Source organism: Prevotella sp. 10(H) (genome assembly GCF_000711235.1).
Taxonomy (GTDB): Bacteria; Bacteroidota; Bacteroidia; order Bacteroidales; family Dysgonomonadaceae; genus Dysgonomonas.
Genome location: NZ_JOMI01000004.1, coordinates 143,650 through 161,401, shown reverse-complemented (window position 1 = coordinate 161,401; position 17,752 = coordinate 143,650). Strand labels below are relative to the sequence as shown.

Below are 17,752 nucleotides of genomic sequence, written 5' to 3'. Positions count from 1 at the left end.
TAACACTTTATCATATTGTCTAAATTATACAGAAAAATATTTCCATATTAATATTAAACCGCTAACTTTGCTAGTCTTTTAACATTAAAAATATTCGAAACTTAAAAATGAGCTATTTAATTAAGCCTAAACAGTACTGTGCTTTGCTTGATCTGCAGCAAACTGAGCTGGGTATCAAAAGAATAAAGGATTTCTTCCAGCAAAACTTATCATCTGAGCTGCGCCTGCGACGGGTTACAGCTCCTTTGTTTGTTTTGAAAGGTATGGGTATCAACGATGATCTCAACGGTGTGGAACGTGCTGTCAACTTCCCAATAAAAGATATGGGTGACGAACGTGCCGAAATAGTACATTCATTGGCAAAATGGAAAAGACTGACCCTTGCAGATTACGGTATAAATGAGGGATACGGTATATATACTGATATGAATGCAATACGCGCCGATGAAGAATTGGGTAACCTGCATTCGCTGTATGTCGATCAGTGGGACTGGGAAATGGTGATGTCGCCAAAGAACAGGAATCTTGATTTCCTAAAAGAGGTAGTTAACCGTATTTATGCTGCTATGGTGCGCACAGAATATCTTGTATATGAAGTGTTTCCATCTATAGTGCCTATTTTGCCGAGCGAGATTACATTTATCCATGCTGAGGAATTACTTAGAAAGTATCCGGATCTGACAGCCAAAGAGCGTGAGAACAAAATAGCGGAAGAAAACGGAGCTGTCTTTATCATTGGTATTGGCGGCGACCTGAGTAATGGTAAGCCACACGACGGGCGTGCTCCGGATTACGATGATTGGACTACCCGGTCGGAGAATGGTTATCATGGTTTGAACGGTGACCTTATTGTATGGAATCCGGTTTTGTGCCAGGGCATGGAACTATCATCCATGGGAATCCGTGTCAATAAAGAGATACTGCTGGAGCAGTTGAAAAAGTCCGGACAAGAGAGCCGCAAGGAGTTATACTTCCACAAACGCCTGTTGAATGGTGAATTACCGCAGTCTATCGGTGGCGGTATCGGGCAATCACGCCTTTGTATGTTCTACTTGCGTAAAGGTCATATAGGGGAAATACAGGCAGGAATATGGCCGGAGAAAATGCGTGTTGAGGCTGAAAGCCTGGGCATGCCATTGATCTGATTTTTCATAAAAAGATATAAATCAGTCCGCTTAAAGCCTTGAAAGGCGAGATTGAACGGCAGGATATAAATAATTTTATTTAACTTTATAAACGAAGGATGTTTCGATTTTAGAACATCCTTTGTCTTTTCAATTAATTCAATAAGCAGAACATGGAAAATAAAGTTACGATCCACTGTACAAACACTAACAGCTACAAAGACTTCGCGGCAGGAACAAGCCTTATCGATATCATGAAAGGCTTCTCTTTACAAACACAGTTTCCGGTTGTCAATGCAAGAGTAAATAATAAGACGGAGCCTTTAGATTATCAGGCTTACCATAATAAGACGGTTACATTCGTCGATATGACTGAACCTTCGGGTATGCGCACCTATGTACGTTCTTTATGCTTCTTATTAGCAAAGGCTGTGGCAGAGGTCTTTCCTGAAGGACAACTATATATAGAACATCCGATTTCGTTGGGTTACTTTTGCCGTATCATAAACGTATCGTCGGTTGTTGATGAAAAAGCTATAGCAGCTATCAAAGCCAAAATACAGGAATATATTGATGATGATATGCAGTTCGAAGGAGTGGAAGAAGAAACCGAAAAGGTCGTGAAGATGTTTAGGGAAAGAGGCTTCGACGATAAAGCAATCTTGCTGGAAACTTCCGGAGAGTTGTATTCCAAATATTATCGTATGGGTGACACCGTCGATTATTTCTATGGATGTCTTGTCCCTTCTACGGGATATATCAATATATTCGACTTACACTTATATCATGACGGATTGCTCTTGCGTGTGCCTAACCGCAGTAATCCAATTGAGCTTGAGCCTATTATTGAGCAACCGAAAATGTATAATGTATACAAAGAGCATCTTAAGTTCCTTAATATAATTGGCCTTGACAATGTAGGCGATATGAACAAGGCGAATGAGATAGGAGCTATGCCGGGAGTGATAAAGGTTTCAGAAGCTTATCAGGAAAAGACAATAGCCAATATTGCAGAACAGATTGCCTCAAAGTCTGAGAGCGGTGTTCGTGTAGTACTTATTTCGGGGCCTTCATCATCGGGTAAGACTACTTTCCGGATGAGGCTCGAAGTTCAGCTAATGGTTAACTTACTGAAGCCTGTAGGATTGTCTTTAGATAACTACTTTGTAAACAGGGATCAAACACCGTTGGATGAGAATGGGGATTATGACTTTGAATCACTATATGCCCTTGATATCCCGAAGTTCAATGAGGACCTTGAAAGCCTTCTGAAAGGAGAAGAAGTTGCCTTGCCTACATTCAACTTTACAACAGGTCAACGGGAGTATAAAGGTGATACACTTAAGCTGGATGAACATTCTATATTGGTAATCGAAGGCATACACGGGTTAAATCCTGATCTTACAGCAGGTATACCTGATTATCAGAAGTTCAAAGTATATGTGTCAGCATTGACTACTATATCACTTGATAACCACAACTGGATACCTACTACAGATAATCGCCTTTTACGTCGTCTGATTCGTGACTACCGTTATCGAAGTTATTCGGCTATAGATACTTTGTCGCGTTGGGCAAGTGTACGCAAAGGGGAAGATAAGTGGATATTCCCGTATCAGGAAAATGCCGATGTAATGTTCAACTCGGCTATGATGTATGAGTTTGCAGCCTTACGACGTTATGCCGAGCCGATATTATCGCAAGTACCTAATAGTGCGCCCGAGTATGCGGAAGCACATCGCTTGCTCAAGTTCCTAAAGTACTTTAACTATATAAATGACAGGGAACTGCCGCCAACATCATTACTCAGGGAGTTTTTGGGTGGAAGCAGTTTCAAATACTGATAGTATATAGAGAGGCTATCCGAGAGGGTGGCCTCATTTATTATACGTTCTCTTGTTCTGATGAATTGACATATTTCTCGTTGTGAAGCTGCTGTTGCTGTTCAAACAACTCAAAGATATGATTTCGGAATGTATTGTTAATCTGCAACTTATTGAAAGCTTCCTTTGCTGCTTTCTGCTGCGATTCTTTCTTGGAATAACCTGTGCCCACTCCGGCCTGTTCTCCAAGTATGATCACCGCTGTTTTGAAGATCGGCGTGTTATTCTCGTCAACAAAACTATCTATCAGGTCAAAGCTGACGGATATTTTCTGCTTCTGGCTCCACTCGATAAGCCTTGATTTATAATTGGCTTCAAGTTCGGCCACAGACTCTATATTGAGGTGCTCCTGAATTAATCGCTCAAATACGAACCTCTTAGCAGCCCGATACCCTTGATCAAGATATATGGCTCCGATCAATGCTTCCAGTGCATTGCCATACATATGAGTGTTCGGGGTCGTATTTCGGGTCGATGTTTTAATGAGCTTATCGATCCCCAGTTCGAGCGCCAGCTTATTCAGCGTTTCCCTTTGTACGATCTTAGAGCGCATATTGGTAAGGAATCCTTCTTTCTTATACTCGAATTCCTTAAATACAATATCCGCAACAATGGCATCCAGAATAGCATCCCCGAGGAATTCGAGACGCTCGTTGTTAATCCACCTGCCGTCCCTTAATTTTATAGACGACGACTTGTGAAGCAGGGCCTGTTCGTACAAGGTTATATTGAAAGGATAAAAGCCAAGTATTTTATAAAAAGATACATAAGGCTCCTTCCCTCTTTTAGGAAGAAGCCTTACACCTCGATATATCTTTTTAAACACGTTGTGTCCTTATTTCTTAAACTTTTTCACTATTACACATGCATTATGTCCACCAAAACCAAATGTATTAGAAAGTGCTACATTAACAGTTCTTTGTTGTGCCTTATTAAAAGTAAGATTCAACTTGTAGTCTATTTCAGGATCTTCATCACCCTCTGTAAAATTAATTGTAGGAGGTACGATGTCGTTCTGAACAGCCAATACACAGAACATAGCTTCCAAAGCACCTGCAGCACCAAGTAGATGCCCTGTCATCGATTTTGTAGAACTAATGTTTAAATTGTAAGCATGCTCTCCAAATACTTCTTTAATCGCTTTGATTTCAGAAGGATCACCTACCGGAGTAGAAGTACCGTGTACATTTATATAGTCCATTTCAGTTGCATCCATGTGCGCATCCTGCAGAGCATTTCTCATAACAAGCTTAGCTCCCAGACCGTCGGGATGTGATGCAGTCATATGATAAGCATCTGCCGACATACCGCCACCTGCAACTTCTGCATATATCTTAGCGCCACGGGCCAAGGCATGCTCCAACTCTTCGAAAATAAGACAGGCAGAGCCTTCACCTATTACGAATCCGTCGCGGCTTGCGCTGAACGGGCGTGAAGCCGTTTCGGGAGAGTCATTTCGGGTAGAAAGCGCTGTCATGGCATTGAAGCCACCTACTCCCGATACAGATATGGCTGCCTCTGCACCACCCACAACTATTACATCGGCTTTACCCAGACGAATGTGGTCGAACGCAGATATGGCACTGTGCGTAGAAGATGCACAAGCTGATACTGTTCCATAGTTAGGACCTCTTAAACCATGACGGATCGAGATTAATCCGGCAGCAATATCCGAAATCATTTTCGGGATAAAGAACGGATTAAACTTAGGTCCCATGTCTTCGTGTGTATAGAAATATCCGACTTCTTCTTCGAAAGTCCTGATACCGCCTATACCAGCCGACATGATTACGCCTATCCGGTCGCAGTTTAATTTCTCAAAGTCAAGTTTTGAATCTGCAATGGCTTCTTCCGAAGAACCGATAGCCATTAATGTATATCTATCGCATTTGCGGATTTCTTTTCTATCCAGATATAAAGCCGGATCGAAATTTTTAACCTCGCAGGCGAATTGTGTTTTAAATTTTGACGCATCAAAATGAGTAATAGGTCCAGCCCCACTCATCCCTTTCAGTGCATTGTCCCATGTTGTTGCGACATCGTTGCCTAATGGGGATACTGAGCCTAGACCTGTTACTACTACTCTTTTTAATTCCATAAGTAAATATTGGAAAAAAAATTATTTTGCATTTGCTTCAATGTAAGAGACAGCATCTCCTACTGTAGCGATTTTTTCAGTTTGATCATCCGGAATAGAAATGCCAAATTCTTTTTCAAATTCCATGATTAATTCTACTGTGTCAAGTGAATCAGCTCCTAAGTCGTTAGTAAAGCTTGCAGTATCTGTTACTTCAGACTCTTCAACACCTAACTTATCAACAATAATTGCTTTCACCTTTGATGCTACTTCTGACATAATTTTTAGTTTTGATTAATAATAAATTTTTATTTCTAATTTTGTCGGTGCAAAGTAACAGTTTTTTATATATATGAAACAAATATTTTGTTGATAAAATAGTTAAAATTGCACATTATTTTTATTTGTGTGCAAACATCTTAAAATATATTGAATGACTCGAATTGCCATTTTTGCTTCAGGATCAGGAACTAATGCCGAAAACATCATTCGTTATTTCCAAAACAGTAAATCTGCGTCTGTGGTGCTTGTAGTATCTAATAAGGAAGATGCTTATGTACATCACCGGGCTAAAGATCTGGGTGTGGAATCGGTTACGTTTTCAAAGAGCGACTTCTGTAATACAGATAAAGTTCCTGAATATTTATTACAGAAAGGGATTGATTTTATCGTCCTTGCAGGATTTTTGCTGAAAGTGCCTGCTAATCTTTTACATGTATATCCGGATAAGATTATCAATATACATCCTGCCCTGCTTCCCAAGCATGGGGGGAAAGGCATGTACGGGGATAATGTACATAAGGCTGTGATAGATGCCAAAGACAGTGAATCGGGTATAACTATCCATTATGTGAATGAGAACTATGACGAAGGCGCCGTTATCTTTCAGGCCAAATGCCCTGTATTACCGACGGATACATACGAAGATGTCGCAAAAAAAGTGCATACACTGGAGTATAAGCACTTTCCTGCTGTTATAGATAAACTGTTGAAAGATTAGTCTCTATCCTTATATTGGTTCTGTAACCTTTCCTTTATTCTTCTTACCGATTTTTTAGGAGTACTTTTCGGCTTGTCCTCATCTGCCTTTTCCTCAATTTGCAAAGGCTCATTCCGCACAGGCGGGGCTGTTCTCACATTCTCTTCATTCGTATTGCCGTAATGCTGCTGTCTTATCGAAGATTGCGGAGGATTGGCTACACGCTTGATTCCCGGTCTATTCATTATATAAGTAGCATTTTTATCTGTGCCTACTTTTTCGTCATTCACAGTTCTAGATATAACGCGCGTTGTAGTCTTTGGTGTATTGTCCATGACTTCCGTTTCGGGAGTTTCGGAAGTATTTTTATCCGGACTTGCCTTTACCACCCTGTCTATCTGCTTACCGTCGGCGCCTATTTCTCTTCTTATCACAGGTTCAGGGGCTTTGGGAGGTTTTTTTGTTGCCGGTGCAACAATAGCCGGAGTCGATACTGAGTTTGCTACGTTTGTTTCAAACAAATTATTATTTGTCAGGTGAATCGGGATATTAATCCGGCTTAATGTTTTTTCCGATACAATATACCATACTTCACCAAAAGGATTTCCGGAAGCGGTATCCGACACCCTCATTTCACGTTTGATAACTTCTTCAGGGTATAACTTGTTTGTTATCGATTGTGGCACTTCAAGCCCATTAATATAATAAGTAGGTTTTCCATTGAAGCCGATATACATGCGTGTAAGGTCTTCTATTGTTGCATCTTTTCTCATTAGGCTGTCAGCTATGCGCATGGCAGTTTGTTCTTTCTTCCTCTGGTTTCTGTTTTCACGGGCAAGACGGAAGCCCAATGCACTGTTTCTCTCGCTATTTGCCTTTTTCTCATTACCGACTTCACGCAATAGCCTGTCGATATCCAAAACAGCTTCTTCCAGATTATTATAATCCGTACTTCCTTCGGAGAGGATAGAATCCACTTCGGCACTATTGCTCTTTCGGAACAGGAATTTTGAATATTCATCGGTCAATCCTCCGCTGATTGTATTTACAACGCGTGTGGTATCACCGGTACTGATGACATATATTTTTTTTCCTATTTGCTCGGCCTCTACCTTTGTCGGAGCGCGGTATATCTGAGCTTCCGCGAGGAAAGGAAGTACTAACAGGATTATTAATAATATTATATATTTGCATGTACTCATTTGTGTCTCTTTATGTAATTTATGTTTTGATACAATACACCTAATTAATATATCTTTAGCAAAGATACAAGTTTTTCCCGAAAGAAATTTTACTCTTGCAAAAATTAGCATATCACATTTTATTGTTAACGGTAGATAATATTCCTGAATTCAATTTTTATATTAATTAACAATATATTGTTAAAAGGTAACAAAGGTAACCGAATTATCAGCTATCAGTCAACTGTTATCAGTTAACAATGATTCTCTTGCAATATAGACACCAAGTCGCAAAAGGTAACAAAAGTAACAGATATTTTAGTAGACAAGCAAACAAAATACGAGATACAGGTTAAAAACTTGTCTACTCGTTTACTGGTTTACTTGTGTCTAATATTTCATTTCAAAGAGCTATCAGCTAACTGCTAAAAGCTTTTATATAATATAGATAAAAATATCTCTCAAATATTGTTATTCAATTTAAGTTTTTATAAACACATATTCTTGATAAGGTTGCGGATATTTGCTACTTTTGCATACAAAATCAATCAACTAAAAAAACTATCAATTCATGGCAACGCCTCCGTTTAAGTATCAGGAAACTTTCCCTTTAGGAAAGGATACGACAGAGTATTATCTCTTATCGAAAGACTTCGTTTCTACAGCAAGCTTCGAAGGTCAGGAAATACTGAAAGTGGAACCAGAAGCGCTTACTTTGCTGGCGCAGCATGCTTTCCATAATGTAGAATTCCTGCTTCGTCCAGAACATCAGGAACAGGTAGCAAAAATACTTTCAGACCCTCAAGCCAGCGATAACGACAAGTTTGTGGCTCTTACATTCCTCCGTAATTCGGAAATTTCTGCAAAGGGCGTTCTTCCGTTCTGTCAGGATACCGGTACGGCAATTATAATGGGTAAAAAAGGTCAGAATGTATGGACTGGCGGTAATGATGAAGAAGCTTTGTCGAAAGGTGTATACAATACATTTACGGAAGATAATCTGCGTTATTCCCAGAATGCTCCGCTGGATATGTATAAAGAGGTAAATACGGGTACAAATTTGCCTGCACAGATAGATTTATATGCCGTGAACGGTAACGAATACAAATTCCTGTTTGTGGCAAAAGGTGGCGGTTCGGCCAATAAAACATATTTATATCAGGAAACAAAAGCATTGCTTACTCCTGAAAAATTAGAGTCGTTCCTTATCGAAAAGATGAAATCGCTGGGAACTGCAGCCTGCCCACCTTACCATATTGCATTCGCCATTGGCGGCACTTCTGCTGAAACAAACCTGAAGACTGTGAAAATGGCTTCTACCAAATATTATGACGAACTGCCTACTTCGGGAAATGAAGGCGGCCGTGCATTCCGCGACCTGGAAATGGAAGCGAAGCTATTGAAAGCCGCTCAGGAGCTTGGACTCGGCGCCCAGTTCGGTGGTAAGTTCTTTGCGCATGATATCCGTGTGATACGTCTTCCGCGCCACGGCGCTTCATGTCCTGTCGGTATGGGTGTATCCTGCTCTGCAGACAGAAATATCAAAGGAAAAATTAATAAGGACGGTATATGGCTGGAAAAAATGGAAGATAATCCGGCTCGTCTGATTCCTGAAGAACTACGCAACGCAGGCGAAGCAGGAGGGGTGCAAATAGACCTTAACCGCCCGATGAAAGAAATACTGGCAGAGCTTACGAAATATCCGGTATCTACACGTCTTTCGCTTACGGGAACAATTATCGTAGGCCGCGACATCGCTCATGCTAAGCTGCAGGAAAGAATCGACAACGGAGAAGGTTTACCTCAATATATAAAGGATCATCCTATTTATTACGCCGGTCCTGCTAAAACGCCTAAAGGCTATGCGAGCGGTTCTATGGGGCCGACTACAGCAGGTCGTATGGACTCATACGTAGATTCATTCCAATCTCATGGCGGTAGCTTGATTATGATTGCTAAGGGCAACCGCAGCCAGCAGGTAACTGATGCCTGCAAGAAGCATGGCGGTTTTTATCTCGGCAGTATAGGTGGGCCTGCAGCTATTCTGGCGCAGAACAGTATCAAGAGCCTCGAATGTCTCGAATATCCAGAACTGGGTATGGAGGCTATCTGGAAAATAGAAGTGGTCGATTTTCCTGCATTCATTCTTGTGGATGATAAGGGAAATGACTTCTTCCAGCAGTTGAAACCGATAAATTGTACATCGTGCTGATAATACAGATGTAAATAAAAAAGCCCTATTTAAAAAATAGGGCTTTTTTATTTTTAATATCTGGTTCTTAATACAATGTCTCCAAACTTTCTTATTTCTTCCTGTTTGGTAAAAAATACCTTTCCTCCCTTCGACATTACTTCCCATGCGATATCGCTGATAATATCGTCGTTTTCTTCCGGTGAAGTAGCCTCGGCTATAAACTCGAAAGTTCTTTCGTCATTCATACGTACAGGCTGAGAAAAATCTTCGTATATGATTAGCACATCGCCCCGACCGTCGATTGCCGCCTGATATATCTCTTGTAAATCGGTCAGCACTTTATGTTGCGAAACGGCATCATCCATTTCTGCGATGGCAGTTTTCGTTTGTTCTTCCAGTAAATTTTTGATAATCTCCCAGCCCTGTTTTACGACATCGTGCGGCTTGGATTTATCGTAATCAATCAGCGCATGTCCTGTATAAGTTTCAGGATTATCAGAGACTTCCATCAATTTGCTGAAATTGTCTTCGGTACAGATTACAATACATTTCAGTTCTTTTTCATTTGCTACTTTTATAAGTGCTTTATCCACCTGATTGAAGAATTCGCGGATCATGTCGTCAACTCTTTTAGCATCGCTTCTCTCTTCTCTATCGGGAATATAGTAAGGAGTTTCTCCAAAACGGAAATCATCGTTTTTTATTTCTTTTGTTATATTGTCATTAACTGCATCGTATAGAGTGACACCGCCCTGCGATAATACAAGAATTAAATATTCTGTGCTCCGGTTGTAAGCTTTAATTAACGGGCGCACATCAAAAGTATTGCCTATACTGACTTTATCCTGATAAGTCGGCCATGATAATTTGATAATCTCTTCTGTATCCTGCGATAGGAAAATGTGCAGGCTATCCAGATTATGATCCCTGTTTATTTTATCTGCGACATCAGATATCTTATTTAATACTGTGGCTGCAGATCTTTTTCCATACTCATCTGTTACACGTTTGTCGGCCTCATTCAATAAATTTTTCAATAATATTTCATCCTTCAGACTATCGGGATGCGTCCTGTGTGTGTTCAATGAGATTGTTACACATGGATTATTTGTTTCATTCGCAAGCTTTTTAATCTTTTCTTTTAATGTCATAAGCTTTATGTTTTAATTATAAATTTACAGTTATAGCTTTTGTGTTCAGTAACGTAAAGGTTTATAATGTTTTATATTGCTAACAATAAGTTTTGAAAGATTGTTTAGCTATTTTTGAATATTAAAGGAGTGTTAAGTTTTCTCATATATTTTAGTATACAAAAAAGAGGCTGGATATATTCAGCCTCTTCTATTACATAATTAAATTCTTATTTATCAGAGTATAAGCCTATATGGTTTCCTTCGCAGTCTGCGAAAATGCAGAAGTATCCGCGTCCTTCTGCTTCGATCTTTGTTTTCGTGATAACAACTTTACCGCCATTCGCTTCAATAGTCGATAGGGTAGGACTTATATCTTCACAATTCAGACTGATAAGTACACCGTTCTGCGAGGGTTTGAAATCTTCTGCCCATGAGATTGCTCCAGGGCATATGCCTTCTTCTTCGGGGAAGAATGCCATTTTTTCGTGTTCGCAATCGAACTTACTCATGTTGATACCGAATACTGTTTCATAAAATTTTACTGCCCTGTTGAAATCATTACAGGGGATTTCGAAGAATGCTACTAGTCTTTTCATAAAATCTGTTTTTTTTGATTGGTTTGACTTTACAAAATTAGTGCATCCGGATTTCCGAGTCTTGTAAAAAAAGGACATTCTAGATGTTAGGAAAAGTAGTCGGAATAAGGACTGCAGACAGCCATATATTCATATGGTGTATGGCCCGAGAAGCTTTTGAATTCCTTTATCAGGTGCGGCTGGTCGTAGTATCCGCAGTCGAAAGCCAGTTCTGTAATATTGATCTCAGGATTTTGCTGCAGCATATATAAAGCCCGCTGAAAACGGACAATACGTGTAAACTCTTTCGGATTTGCACCAATATATTCGGTAAATACCCTGTTGAACTGTTTGTAACTGAGACAGGCTATTTCCGATAATGAGGTGATATTTGGCTGATGCTCCCTGTTTATCGCTTTCAGTACTTCATGGATACGTTTGTGATTATAGCTGTCGAAAGTCTTTCTAAGTTGGAAGATAAAGTACGATTCAATTAATGCTATTGCTTTCGTGTTGTCCGGTTCTTCATATATCCTTTCTTCCAGTTCCCGAAGCGCTATATCACCTATCTCGCCTGTAGGAATGTCCATTTTGTGGAATTCACTCATCGGCATCGGAAAAAATGCCTTTGCTCCATGCGGATGAAAGACAATGACCAGCATATTTACCTTTCCGGTGGATATCAGGTCGGTAAAGCCATCGGACTGGCCGCAGATAAAGGATTGCGGTTGTAATTTTCTGTCGGTGAGGGAATTCATCCGGTCGCCACGATGAAAAACTATCTGCATACACCCGACGGGAACAATCCGTTCCGAAACGGATATTATACTGTCGATTTCCAGTGTCCAGTAATGCTTGATATACGGAGCCAGAACCGGTGCAGGTTGTATGATATTGAATATTTCCATCAATACAAATTTATAAATAAAAGAAATGGGGACAAAGTTAAAATATCTGTCTTAGGCCCAATTGGATAAAAAGGACATTTTCGGGGAAAAGAAAAAGAGCATACCTGTCAGGATATGCTCTTTCAATATTATGGAATGATTATACTATTATTTCGCGTCGCGGATTTTCACATTACGGAACCAGATCAGAGATTTTCCATGCTTGCCCTGCAGACCGATATAGCCTTTTGTCGGTAGTTCGGCAAATGGTTTTGGTAACCAGCTTGGAATGCTTGTCCCGTCTGGGTTTGTAGTTCCTGAAGTCCATTTGCTCATATCCATTTCAGTTACTTTCTTTCCGTTAAGGGTTACAGTAATATTCTGTCCTACACATTTAATGCGCATATGGTTCCATTCTCCCGGTTTTTTCACCACTTTGTCCTGTGTTGCACCTAAGTGACCATAGATAGCACCGCACTTTTCGTTAGCTTTTGCATTTGTAAAATGATCGCCATAGTCGTCGGCTATCTGTATTTCTACCGAATTAGGTATCCATTTTACTTTGTCGGTACAGTATATCACTACTCCGCTATTGGTATTTACGTCTGTTTTAAATTCCAAGTCGAGTTCAAAGTTTTCATATTCTGTTGTTGTCCAGATAGATTCATCTTTTACAGCGGAGAGTACCCCGCCTTCTTCACTCCATACTTCAGCATTGTATTGTGCTTCCGAGAGGTTTGTTCCGAAAAGAGGCTTCCATTTTTTACTGTTGTTTTCTCCAAAAACCGAGATACTGCAAGTTATCAGCAATACTGTCGCGAATAAAATAATGCGTTTCATGATAATTACTTTTAATGGTATATTAAATAAATGTTTGGCAAACAAATGTATCTAATTTTTAACAATTTGCAGAACAAATATTATGAAATATTTCACTTAATGTCCCGTCCTAAAATAGGTTTACAGGATTTATATTAAAATAGTATAAGAACCGATGGATTTATGTTCATTGGTTTTTTGTTTCAGATGGATAAAGTTAGGCGTTTTCATATTCAGAGCCAAATGTGGTCTTTTATTGTTATAAATATCAATAGATTGTTTAATTAACAGGCTTAATTGCTGATAGTTATTGCATTTTGTAAATAAGAACTCATGTTTTAGTATTCCATTAATTCTCTCAGCCAGTGCATTTTGATAGCAATCATAGCCATCAGTCATCGATGGAGTAATTTTATTCTTAGCTAATATTTTCTGATATAATTCAGAGCAATATTGTAATCCCCTATCAGAGTGATGAATCAAAGGGTTATGGTAAACTCTAGTCTTTATCGCCATTTTCAGAGCTTTAGATACACTTTGTGCACCCAAATCATTACTTAGATGATATCCAACTATTTTTCTGGAACAGGCATCAGTAATCAAAGACAGATAATGTGTCTTTTGTTTTGATTTAATATAGGTTATATCACTCACAAAAACCTGTTCGGGGCGATAGACAATCATATCCTTTAACAGGTTGGGATGTTTATGTAGCCAATGTTTTGACATAGTAGTCTTGGTATATGACCGAACAGGACTTATTAACATTTTATTGGCCCTGAGGATACTGAATAGTTTATCTCTGCCAATATTCAAAGAAGAACCCAACAGGTAATATAATTTGCGAGTTCCAAGTCTGGGCATAGCCACTCGAACATCCTGAACTTTGGATATAACATACTCGCCATAAGCTTGTTTCTGCTTAGCTCTGTCAACTCGTTTATAATAAGCCTGTCGGCTGATCCCGAAGACATCACATGAATAAATCATGGTTGCTGTCCTTTCTTCTTTGAAGCGTTCGATGCTTCGGGTACAGACTTTTTTCGGACGGGAATATTAAACTCTTTTTCGGCTATGTCGATCATAATATCAAACATGATTGCCTTATCCTGTTGAAATTCAAGCTGCTTCTCTAAACTCGCCTTTTGCTTTTCAAGCAGACGAACTTTAGCTTCCAGTTCCATTAACCGTTGTTCAGGAGTCTTTTCCATAGTAAATTTGACTTGTAATTCTCGGTCTAAGGTACCAAATTTTCTGAGCCAAGTGCGAATTGTGCTGGTTGATTGAATGCCATACTTGAGAGCTGCTTGAGTTAAGTTGAGCTCTCGGGATTCAATTTCTTGAACCACTTGAAGTTTAAAAGATAGGCTGTAGTCTTTTTGAGTACGTTTGACATAATACTCATTTTCTTGATGTTCCATAATAAGTTGTTTTTGTTGTAAACCTATTTTAGGACGGGACATAAATTAAAATAAAAAAGACCGGATATTTTTATCCGGTCTTTTTATATAAAAAGTATATTTATTTCACTTTATCTACAATTGCTTTGAATGCTTCTGGGTGGTTCATTGCAAGGTCGGCAAGGACTTTACGGTTGATTTCCACTCCGTTTTTGTGAAGCGCGCCCATTAGGCGGGAATAAGACATTCCTTCGAGACGTGCAGCTGCATTGATACGCTGTATCCACAATGCGCGGAAGTTACGTTTTTTAGCGCGACGGTCACGGAATGCATAGGTAAGACCTTTTTCCCATGTGTTTTTGGCTACTGTCCAAACATTTTTTCTGGCTCCGTAGTAACCTCTTGTTAGTTTTAGTACTTTTTTTCTGCGGTTGCGTGAAGCAACATGATTGACTGATCTTGGCATAATTTACGATGTTTTGAATGTTAGCGGCTCCCTTTCGGAACTCTTTGGTGCATACATCCGGTTAATAAATCTTTTAACTTGCTTTTTAGTAAACGAATGGTTATTTAAGAGCTAACAATTTCTTCACTGCGTTCTCGTCAGATTTGTGAACAAGAGTTGCGTGAGTAAGGTTTCTCTTTTGTTTTTTCGTTTTCTTAGTCAGAATGTGACTTTTGAAAGCATGTTTTCTTTTGATTTTTCCTGATCCGGTAAGGGCGAACCTCTTTTTGGCACCGGAATTAGTCTTCATTTTTGGCATCTCAGTTTTTTAATTTAATTATTTAAAAACACAAATACATATTGATGTATTGTTTATTCTTCAGAACTATTTTCTTCCTCTTTCGGCTGTTCTTTCTTATCCGGTTTTTTCTCACCTTCTTTCGGTTTTACCGGAGCCGCTTTTACAGGTTGCTTTTTAGGAGACATCATCATGATCATCTTCTTACCTTCGAGTGCAGGCAGCTGGTCTACCTTTCCGTAATCTTCCAGTTCGGTAGCAAAGCGTAGCAATAGCACTTCGCCTTGTTCTTTGAACAGGATGGAACGGCCTTTGAAGAATACATAAGCTTTTACTTTCGATCCTTCTTCCAGGAAGCTTTTCGCATGTTTCAACTTGAAATTAAAGTCATGATCATCCGTCTGTGGCCCGAAACGTATTTCTTTTACAACCACCTTCACAGACTTCGCCTTAGCTTCTTTCTGTTTTTTCTTTAATTGATAAAGAAATTTTTGATAATCAGTAATTCTACATACAGGGGGATCAGCTGTTGGAGATATTTCAACTAAATCAAGTTCAAGTTCATCAGCCAGCCGTAAGGCTTCGTGTATGGTGTATACACCTTGTTCTACATTGTCACCGACTAGACGGACTTCTCTGGCCCGGATGTTTCCATTGATTTTGTGTAACTCTTCTTTACGATTATTAAATCTGTTGTTCCTCATTCAAAAACTGTTAGAATTTCTTTTTTTTCTTATTGTAAAATTTTAATTATCAAATATATAAATAATGAATACTTAGGACTGATGTTCCCATGCATTCATCATTTTTTCCATTTCTTCATTCAATCGGGCAGCAAAGTTAGTAAATTTCATCGAACCTTTATCACCTTCGCCCTGTTTTCTTACAGAAACTTCTTCTGTTTCTGCTTCTTTCTCTCCCACAATGAGAAGATATGGTATTCTTTTCAATTCGTTATCGCGTATTTTACGCCCGATTTTCTCGTTTCGGTCATCAACCTGTGAACTAATGCCTTGTTGATTAAAGTAACCGTTTACACGATAAGCATAATCGTTGAACTTCTCGCTGATAGGCAGGATTACTACCTGATCAGGCGCCAGCCACAACGGAAATTTACCTGCTGTATGTTCGATAAGTACGGCTATAAAACGTTCCATACTACCAAACGGCGCACGGTGTATCATCACCGGACGGTGCTTCTGGTTGTCGGCACCGGTATATTCCAGTTCGAAACGTTCGGGCAGGTTATAGTCTACCTGTATGGTTCCCAGCTGCCAGCGGCGTCCGAGAGCATCTTTTACCATGAAGTCGAGTTTCGGACCGTAAAAAGCAGCTTCTCCAAGCTCCACTTTTGCAGGCAGGCCTTTTTCCTCACAGGCCTCGATAATGGCGCGTTCAGCTTTTTCCCAGTTTTCGTCGCTACCGATATATTTCTCGCGGTTTTCAGGGTCGCGTAAAGATATCTGTGCTTCGAAGTTTTCAAAATCAAGTGCTTTGAATATGATGAAAACAATATCCATTACTTTAAGAAATTCTGTTTTCAATTGCTCCGGAGTACAGAAGATATGCGCATCATCCTGAGTAAAACCACGAACTCTTGTTAAACCATGAAGTTCCCCGCTTTGTTCATAGCGGTACACTGTTCCGAATTCGGCCATGCGCACAGGCAGGTCTTTATATGAGCGCGGAAACAGTTTGTATATCTCACAATGGTGAGGGCAGTTCATCGGTTTCAATAAGAATTCCTCGCCTTCTTCCGGTGTATGGATAGGTTGGAAAGAATCCTTTCCGTACTTCTCATAGTGCCCCGAAGTTACGTATAATGTCTTGTTGCCGATATGCGGAGTCATTACCTGCTGATATTCGAATTTCTTCTGAATTTTTTTCAGGAAATCTTCCAGTTTCAGTCTCAGCTGTGTTCCCCGTGGAAGCCATAATGGAAGCCCTTTACCTACATTTTCAGAGAAAGCAAACAATTCCAGTTCTTTACCTATTTTGCGGTGGTCGCGTTTCTTCGCTTCTTCCAGCATCACAAGATATTCATCCAGCATTTTCTTTTTAGGGAAAGTGATACCGTAAAGGCGGGTAAGCTGCTTGCGCTTCTCATCGCCACGCCAGTACGCACCTGCTGCACTCAGGATTTTTACTGCCTTAATGTAAGATGTATTTGGCAAATGCGGGCCACGGCACAGGTCTGTAAACACACCCTGTGTATATGTAGTGATAGTCCCGTCTTCAAGGTCGTTGATAAGTTCGACCTTATAATTTTCGTGACGGTCATCGAACATTTTCAATGCATCTGCTTTCGAAATACTCTGGCGTTTAATCTCTTCCTTATTGGCAATCAGTTCCATCATTTTTGCCTCTATCTTAGGGAAATCGGAGTCTTTCACCGGAGTATCGCCAAAGTCTATATCGTAATAAAATCCGTTTTCGATAGCCGGGCCGATACCGAACTTAGCATGTGGATACAATATCTGTACAGCCTCGGCCATCAGGTGGGCCGAAGAATGCCAGTATGCATGCTTTGCATCGTCGTCTTCCCATTTCAGCAGTTCGACCGTCGCATCTGTGTCAATCGGGCGGGTCAAATCCCATATTTCACCATTGACTTTAGCGGCGAGGACTTCCTGCGCCAGACGCGAACTGATGCTTTCTGCAATCTGCATCGATGTAATTCCTTTCGCAAATTCGCGTACAGAACCATCCGGAAATGTAATTTTTATCATTTAGTTTCTATTTTAATTATGCAGCTTC

17 protein-coding genes are annotated in these 17,752 nt (G+C 39.9%); 4 read left to right on the top strand and 13 right to left on the bottom strand.

Annotated elements, in window-relative coordinates; all coding sequences use genetic code 11:
- Positions 1–107 precede the first annotated feature (107 nt).
- Together asnA and K348_RS0109975 are read left to right on the top strand one after the other, a co-directional pair.
- Entirely contained in the window at positions 108–1,145 is a 1,038-nt protein-coding gene (gene asnA, locus K348_RS0109980; RefSeq protein ID WP_029904827.1) for an aspartate--ammonia ligase, read from the top strand.
- Between the two features lie 152 nt (positions 1,146–1,297).
- On the top strand, positions 1,298–2,968 hold the full coding sequence (locus K348_RS0109975) for a nucleoside kinase (protein WP_029904826.1): 1,671 nt from the start codon (positions 1,298–1,300) through the stop codon (positions 2,966–2,968).
- Between the two features lie 40 nt (positions 2,969–3,008).
- On the opposite strand, the gene rnc is transcribed toward K348_RS0109975, so the two are convergent.
- From rnc to K348_RS0109960, 3 genes are read right to left on the bottom strand one after another with little or no spacing between them, the layout of a single operon-like run.
- Positions 3,009–3,833, bottom strand: a complete 825-nt coding sequence (gene rnc, locus K348_RS0109970; RefSeq protein ID WP_029904825.1) for a ribonuclease III — start codon at positions 3,831–3,833, stop codon at positions 3,009–3,011.
- A gap of 9 nt (positions 3,834–3,842) precedes the next feature.
- A complete protein-coding gene (fabF, locus tag K348_RS0109965) occupies positions 3,843–5,105 on the bottom strand; it encodes a beta-ketoacyl-ACP synthase II (RefSeq protein ID WP_029904824.1) in 1,263 nt (420 codons plus the stop codon).
- A 21-nt stretch (positions 5,106–5,126) separates the two neighbouring features.
- Positions 5,127–5,363 (bottom strand): acyl carrier protein, encoded by a 237-nt coding sequence (locus K348_RS0109960; protein ID WP_006798850.1) that lies wholly within the window; start codon positions 5,361–5,363, stop codon positions 5,127–5,129.
- A 154-nt stretch (positions 5,364–5,517) separates the two neighbouring features.
- Between K348_RS0109960 and purN the strand changes: the two genes are divergently transcribed.
- The gene (gene purN / locus K348_RS0109955) at positions 5,518–6,084 is read left to right on the top strand and encodes a phosphoribosylglycinamide formyltransferase (protein WP_029904823.1); all 567 of its coding nucleotides are present in this window, start codon (positions 5,518–5,520) and stop codon (positions 6,082–6,084) included.
- Here purN and K348_RS0109950 read toward each other — a convergent pair.
- On the bottom strand, positions 6,081–7,265 hold the full coding sequence (locus tag K348_RS0109950) for a hypothetical protein (protein ID WP_029904822.1): 1,185 nt from the start codon (positions 7,263–7,265) through the stop codon (positions 6,081–6,083). The genes purN and K348_RS0109950 overlap by 4 nt on opposite strands.
- A 550-nt stretch (positions 7,266–7,815) precedes the next feature.
- On the opposite strand from K348_RS0109950, the gene K348_RS0109945 reads away from it, so the two are divergent.
- Positions 7,816–9,456 carry a fumarate hydratase gene (locus tag K348_RS0109945; protein WP_029904821.1) on the top strand — a complete coding sequence of 547 codons (1,641 nt, stop codon included), beginning with the start codon at positions 7,816–7,818 and terminating at the stop codon, positions 9,454–9,456.
- 53 nt (positions 9,457–9,509) lie between these two features.
- Here the strand turns inward: K348_RS0109945 and K348_RS0109940 are convergent, their stop codons facing one another.
- The 9 genes from K348_RS0109940 to thrS form a co-directional block, all read right to left on the bottom strand.
- The gene (locus tag K348_RS0109940; RefSeq protein ID WP_029904820.1) at positions 9,510–10,589 is read right to left on the bottom strand and encodes a hypothetical protein; all 1,080 of its coding nucleotides are present in this window, start codon (positions 10,587–10,589) and stop codon (positions 9,510–9,512) included.
- A 209-nt stretch (positions 10,590–10,798) separates the two neighbouring features.
- Positions 10,799–11,167, bottom strand: coding sequence for a VOC family protein (locus tag K348_RS0109935; RefSeq protein ID WP_029904819.1), 369 nt, complete (start codon positions 11,165–11,167; stop codon positions 10,799–10,801).
- Positions 11,168–11,253: 86 nt separating this feature from the next.
- Complete coding sequence (locus K348_RS0109930; RefSeq protein WP_029904818.1) at positions 11,254–12,054, bottom strand: helix-turn-helix domain-containing protein; 801 nt, start codon at positions 12,052–12,054, stop codon at positions 11,254–11,256.
- 147 nt (positions 12,055–12,201) lie between these two features.
- Positions 12,202–12,873 (bottom strand): DUF1080 domain-containing protein, encoded by a 672-nt coding sequence (locus tag K348_RS0109925; RefSeq protein WP_029904817.1) that lies wholly within the window; start codon positions 12,871–12,873, stop codon positions 12,202–12,204.
- Positions 12,874–13,002: 129 nt separating this feature from the next.
- A protein-coding gene (locus tag K348_RS0109920; RefSeq protein ID WP_231496770.1) for an IS3 family transposase occupies positions 13,003–14,273 on the bottom strand; the annotation gives its coding sequence in 2 pieces (ribosomal slippage) (positions 13,003–13,898 and positions 13,898–14,273; 1,272 coding nt in all).
- Between the two features lie 100 nt (positions 14,274–14,373).
- Entirely contained in the window at positions 14,374–14,718 is a 345-nt protein-coding gene (rplT, locus tag K348_RS0109910; protein WP_006798843.1) for a 50S ribosomal protein L20, read from the bottom strand.
- Between the two features lie 100 nt (positions 14,719–14,818).
- Entirely contained in the window at positions 14,819–15,016 is a 198-nt protein-coding gene (gene rpmI / locus K348_RS0109905; protein WP_029904814.1) for a 50S ribosomal protein L35, read from the bottom strand.
- Between the two features lie 53 nt (positions 15,017–15,069).
- Positions 15,070–15,699, bottom strand: a complete 630-nt coding sequence (gene infC, locus K348_RS0109900; RefSeq protein ID WP_029904813.1) for a translation initiation factor IF-3 — start codon at positions 15,697–15,699, stop codon at positions 15,070–15,072.
- A gap of 72 nt (positions 15,700–15,771) precedes the next feature.
- Positions 15,772–17,724 carry a threonine--tRNA ligase gene (thrS, locus tag K348_RS0109895; RefSeq protein ID WP_029904812.1) on the bottom strand — a complete coding sequence of 651 codons (1,953 nt, stop codon included), beginning with the start codon at positions 17,722–17,724 and terminating at the stop codon, positions 15,772–15,774.
- Positions 17,725–17,752: the final 28 nt, after the last annotated feature.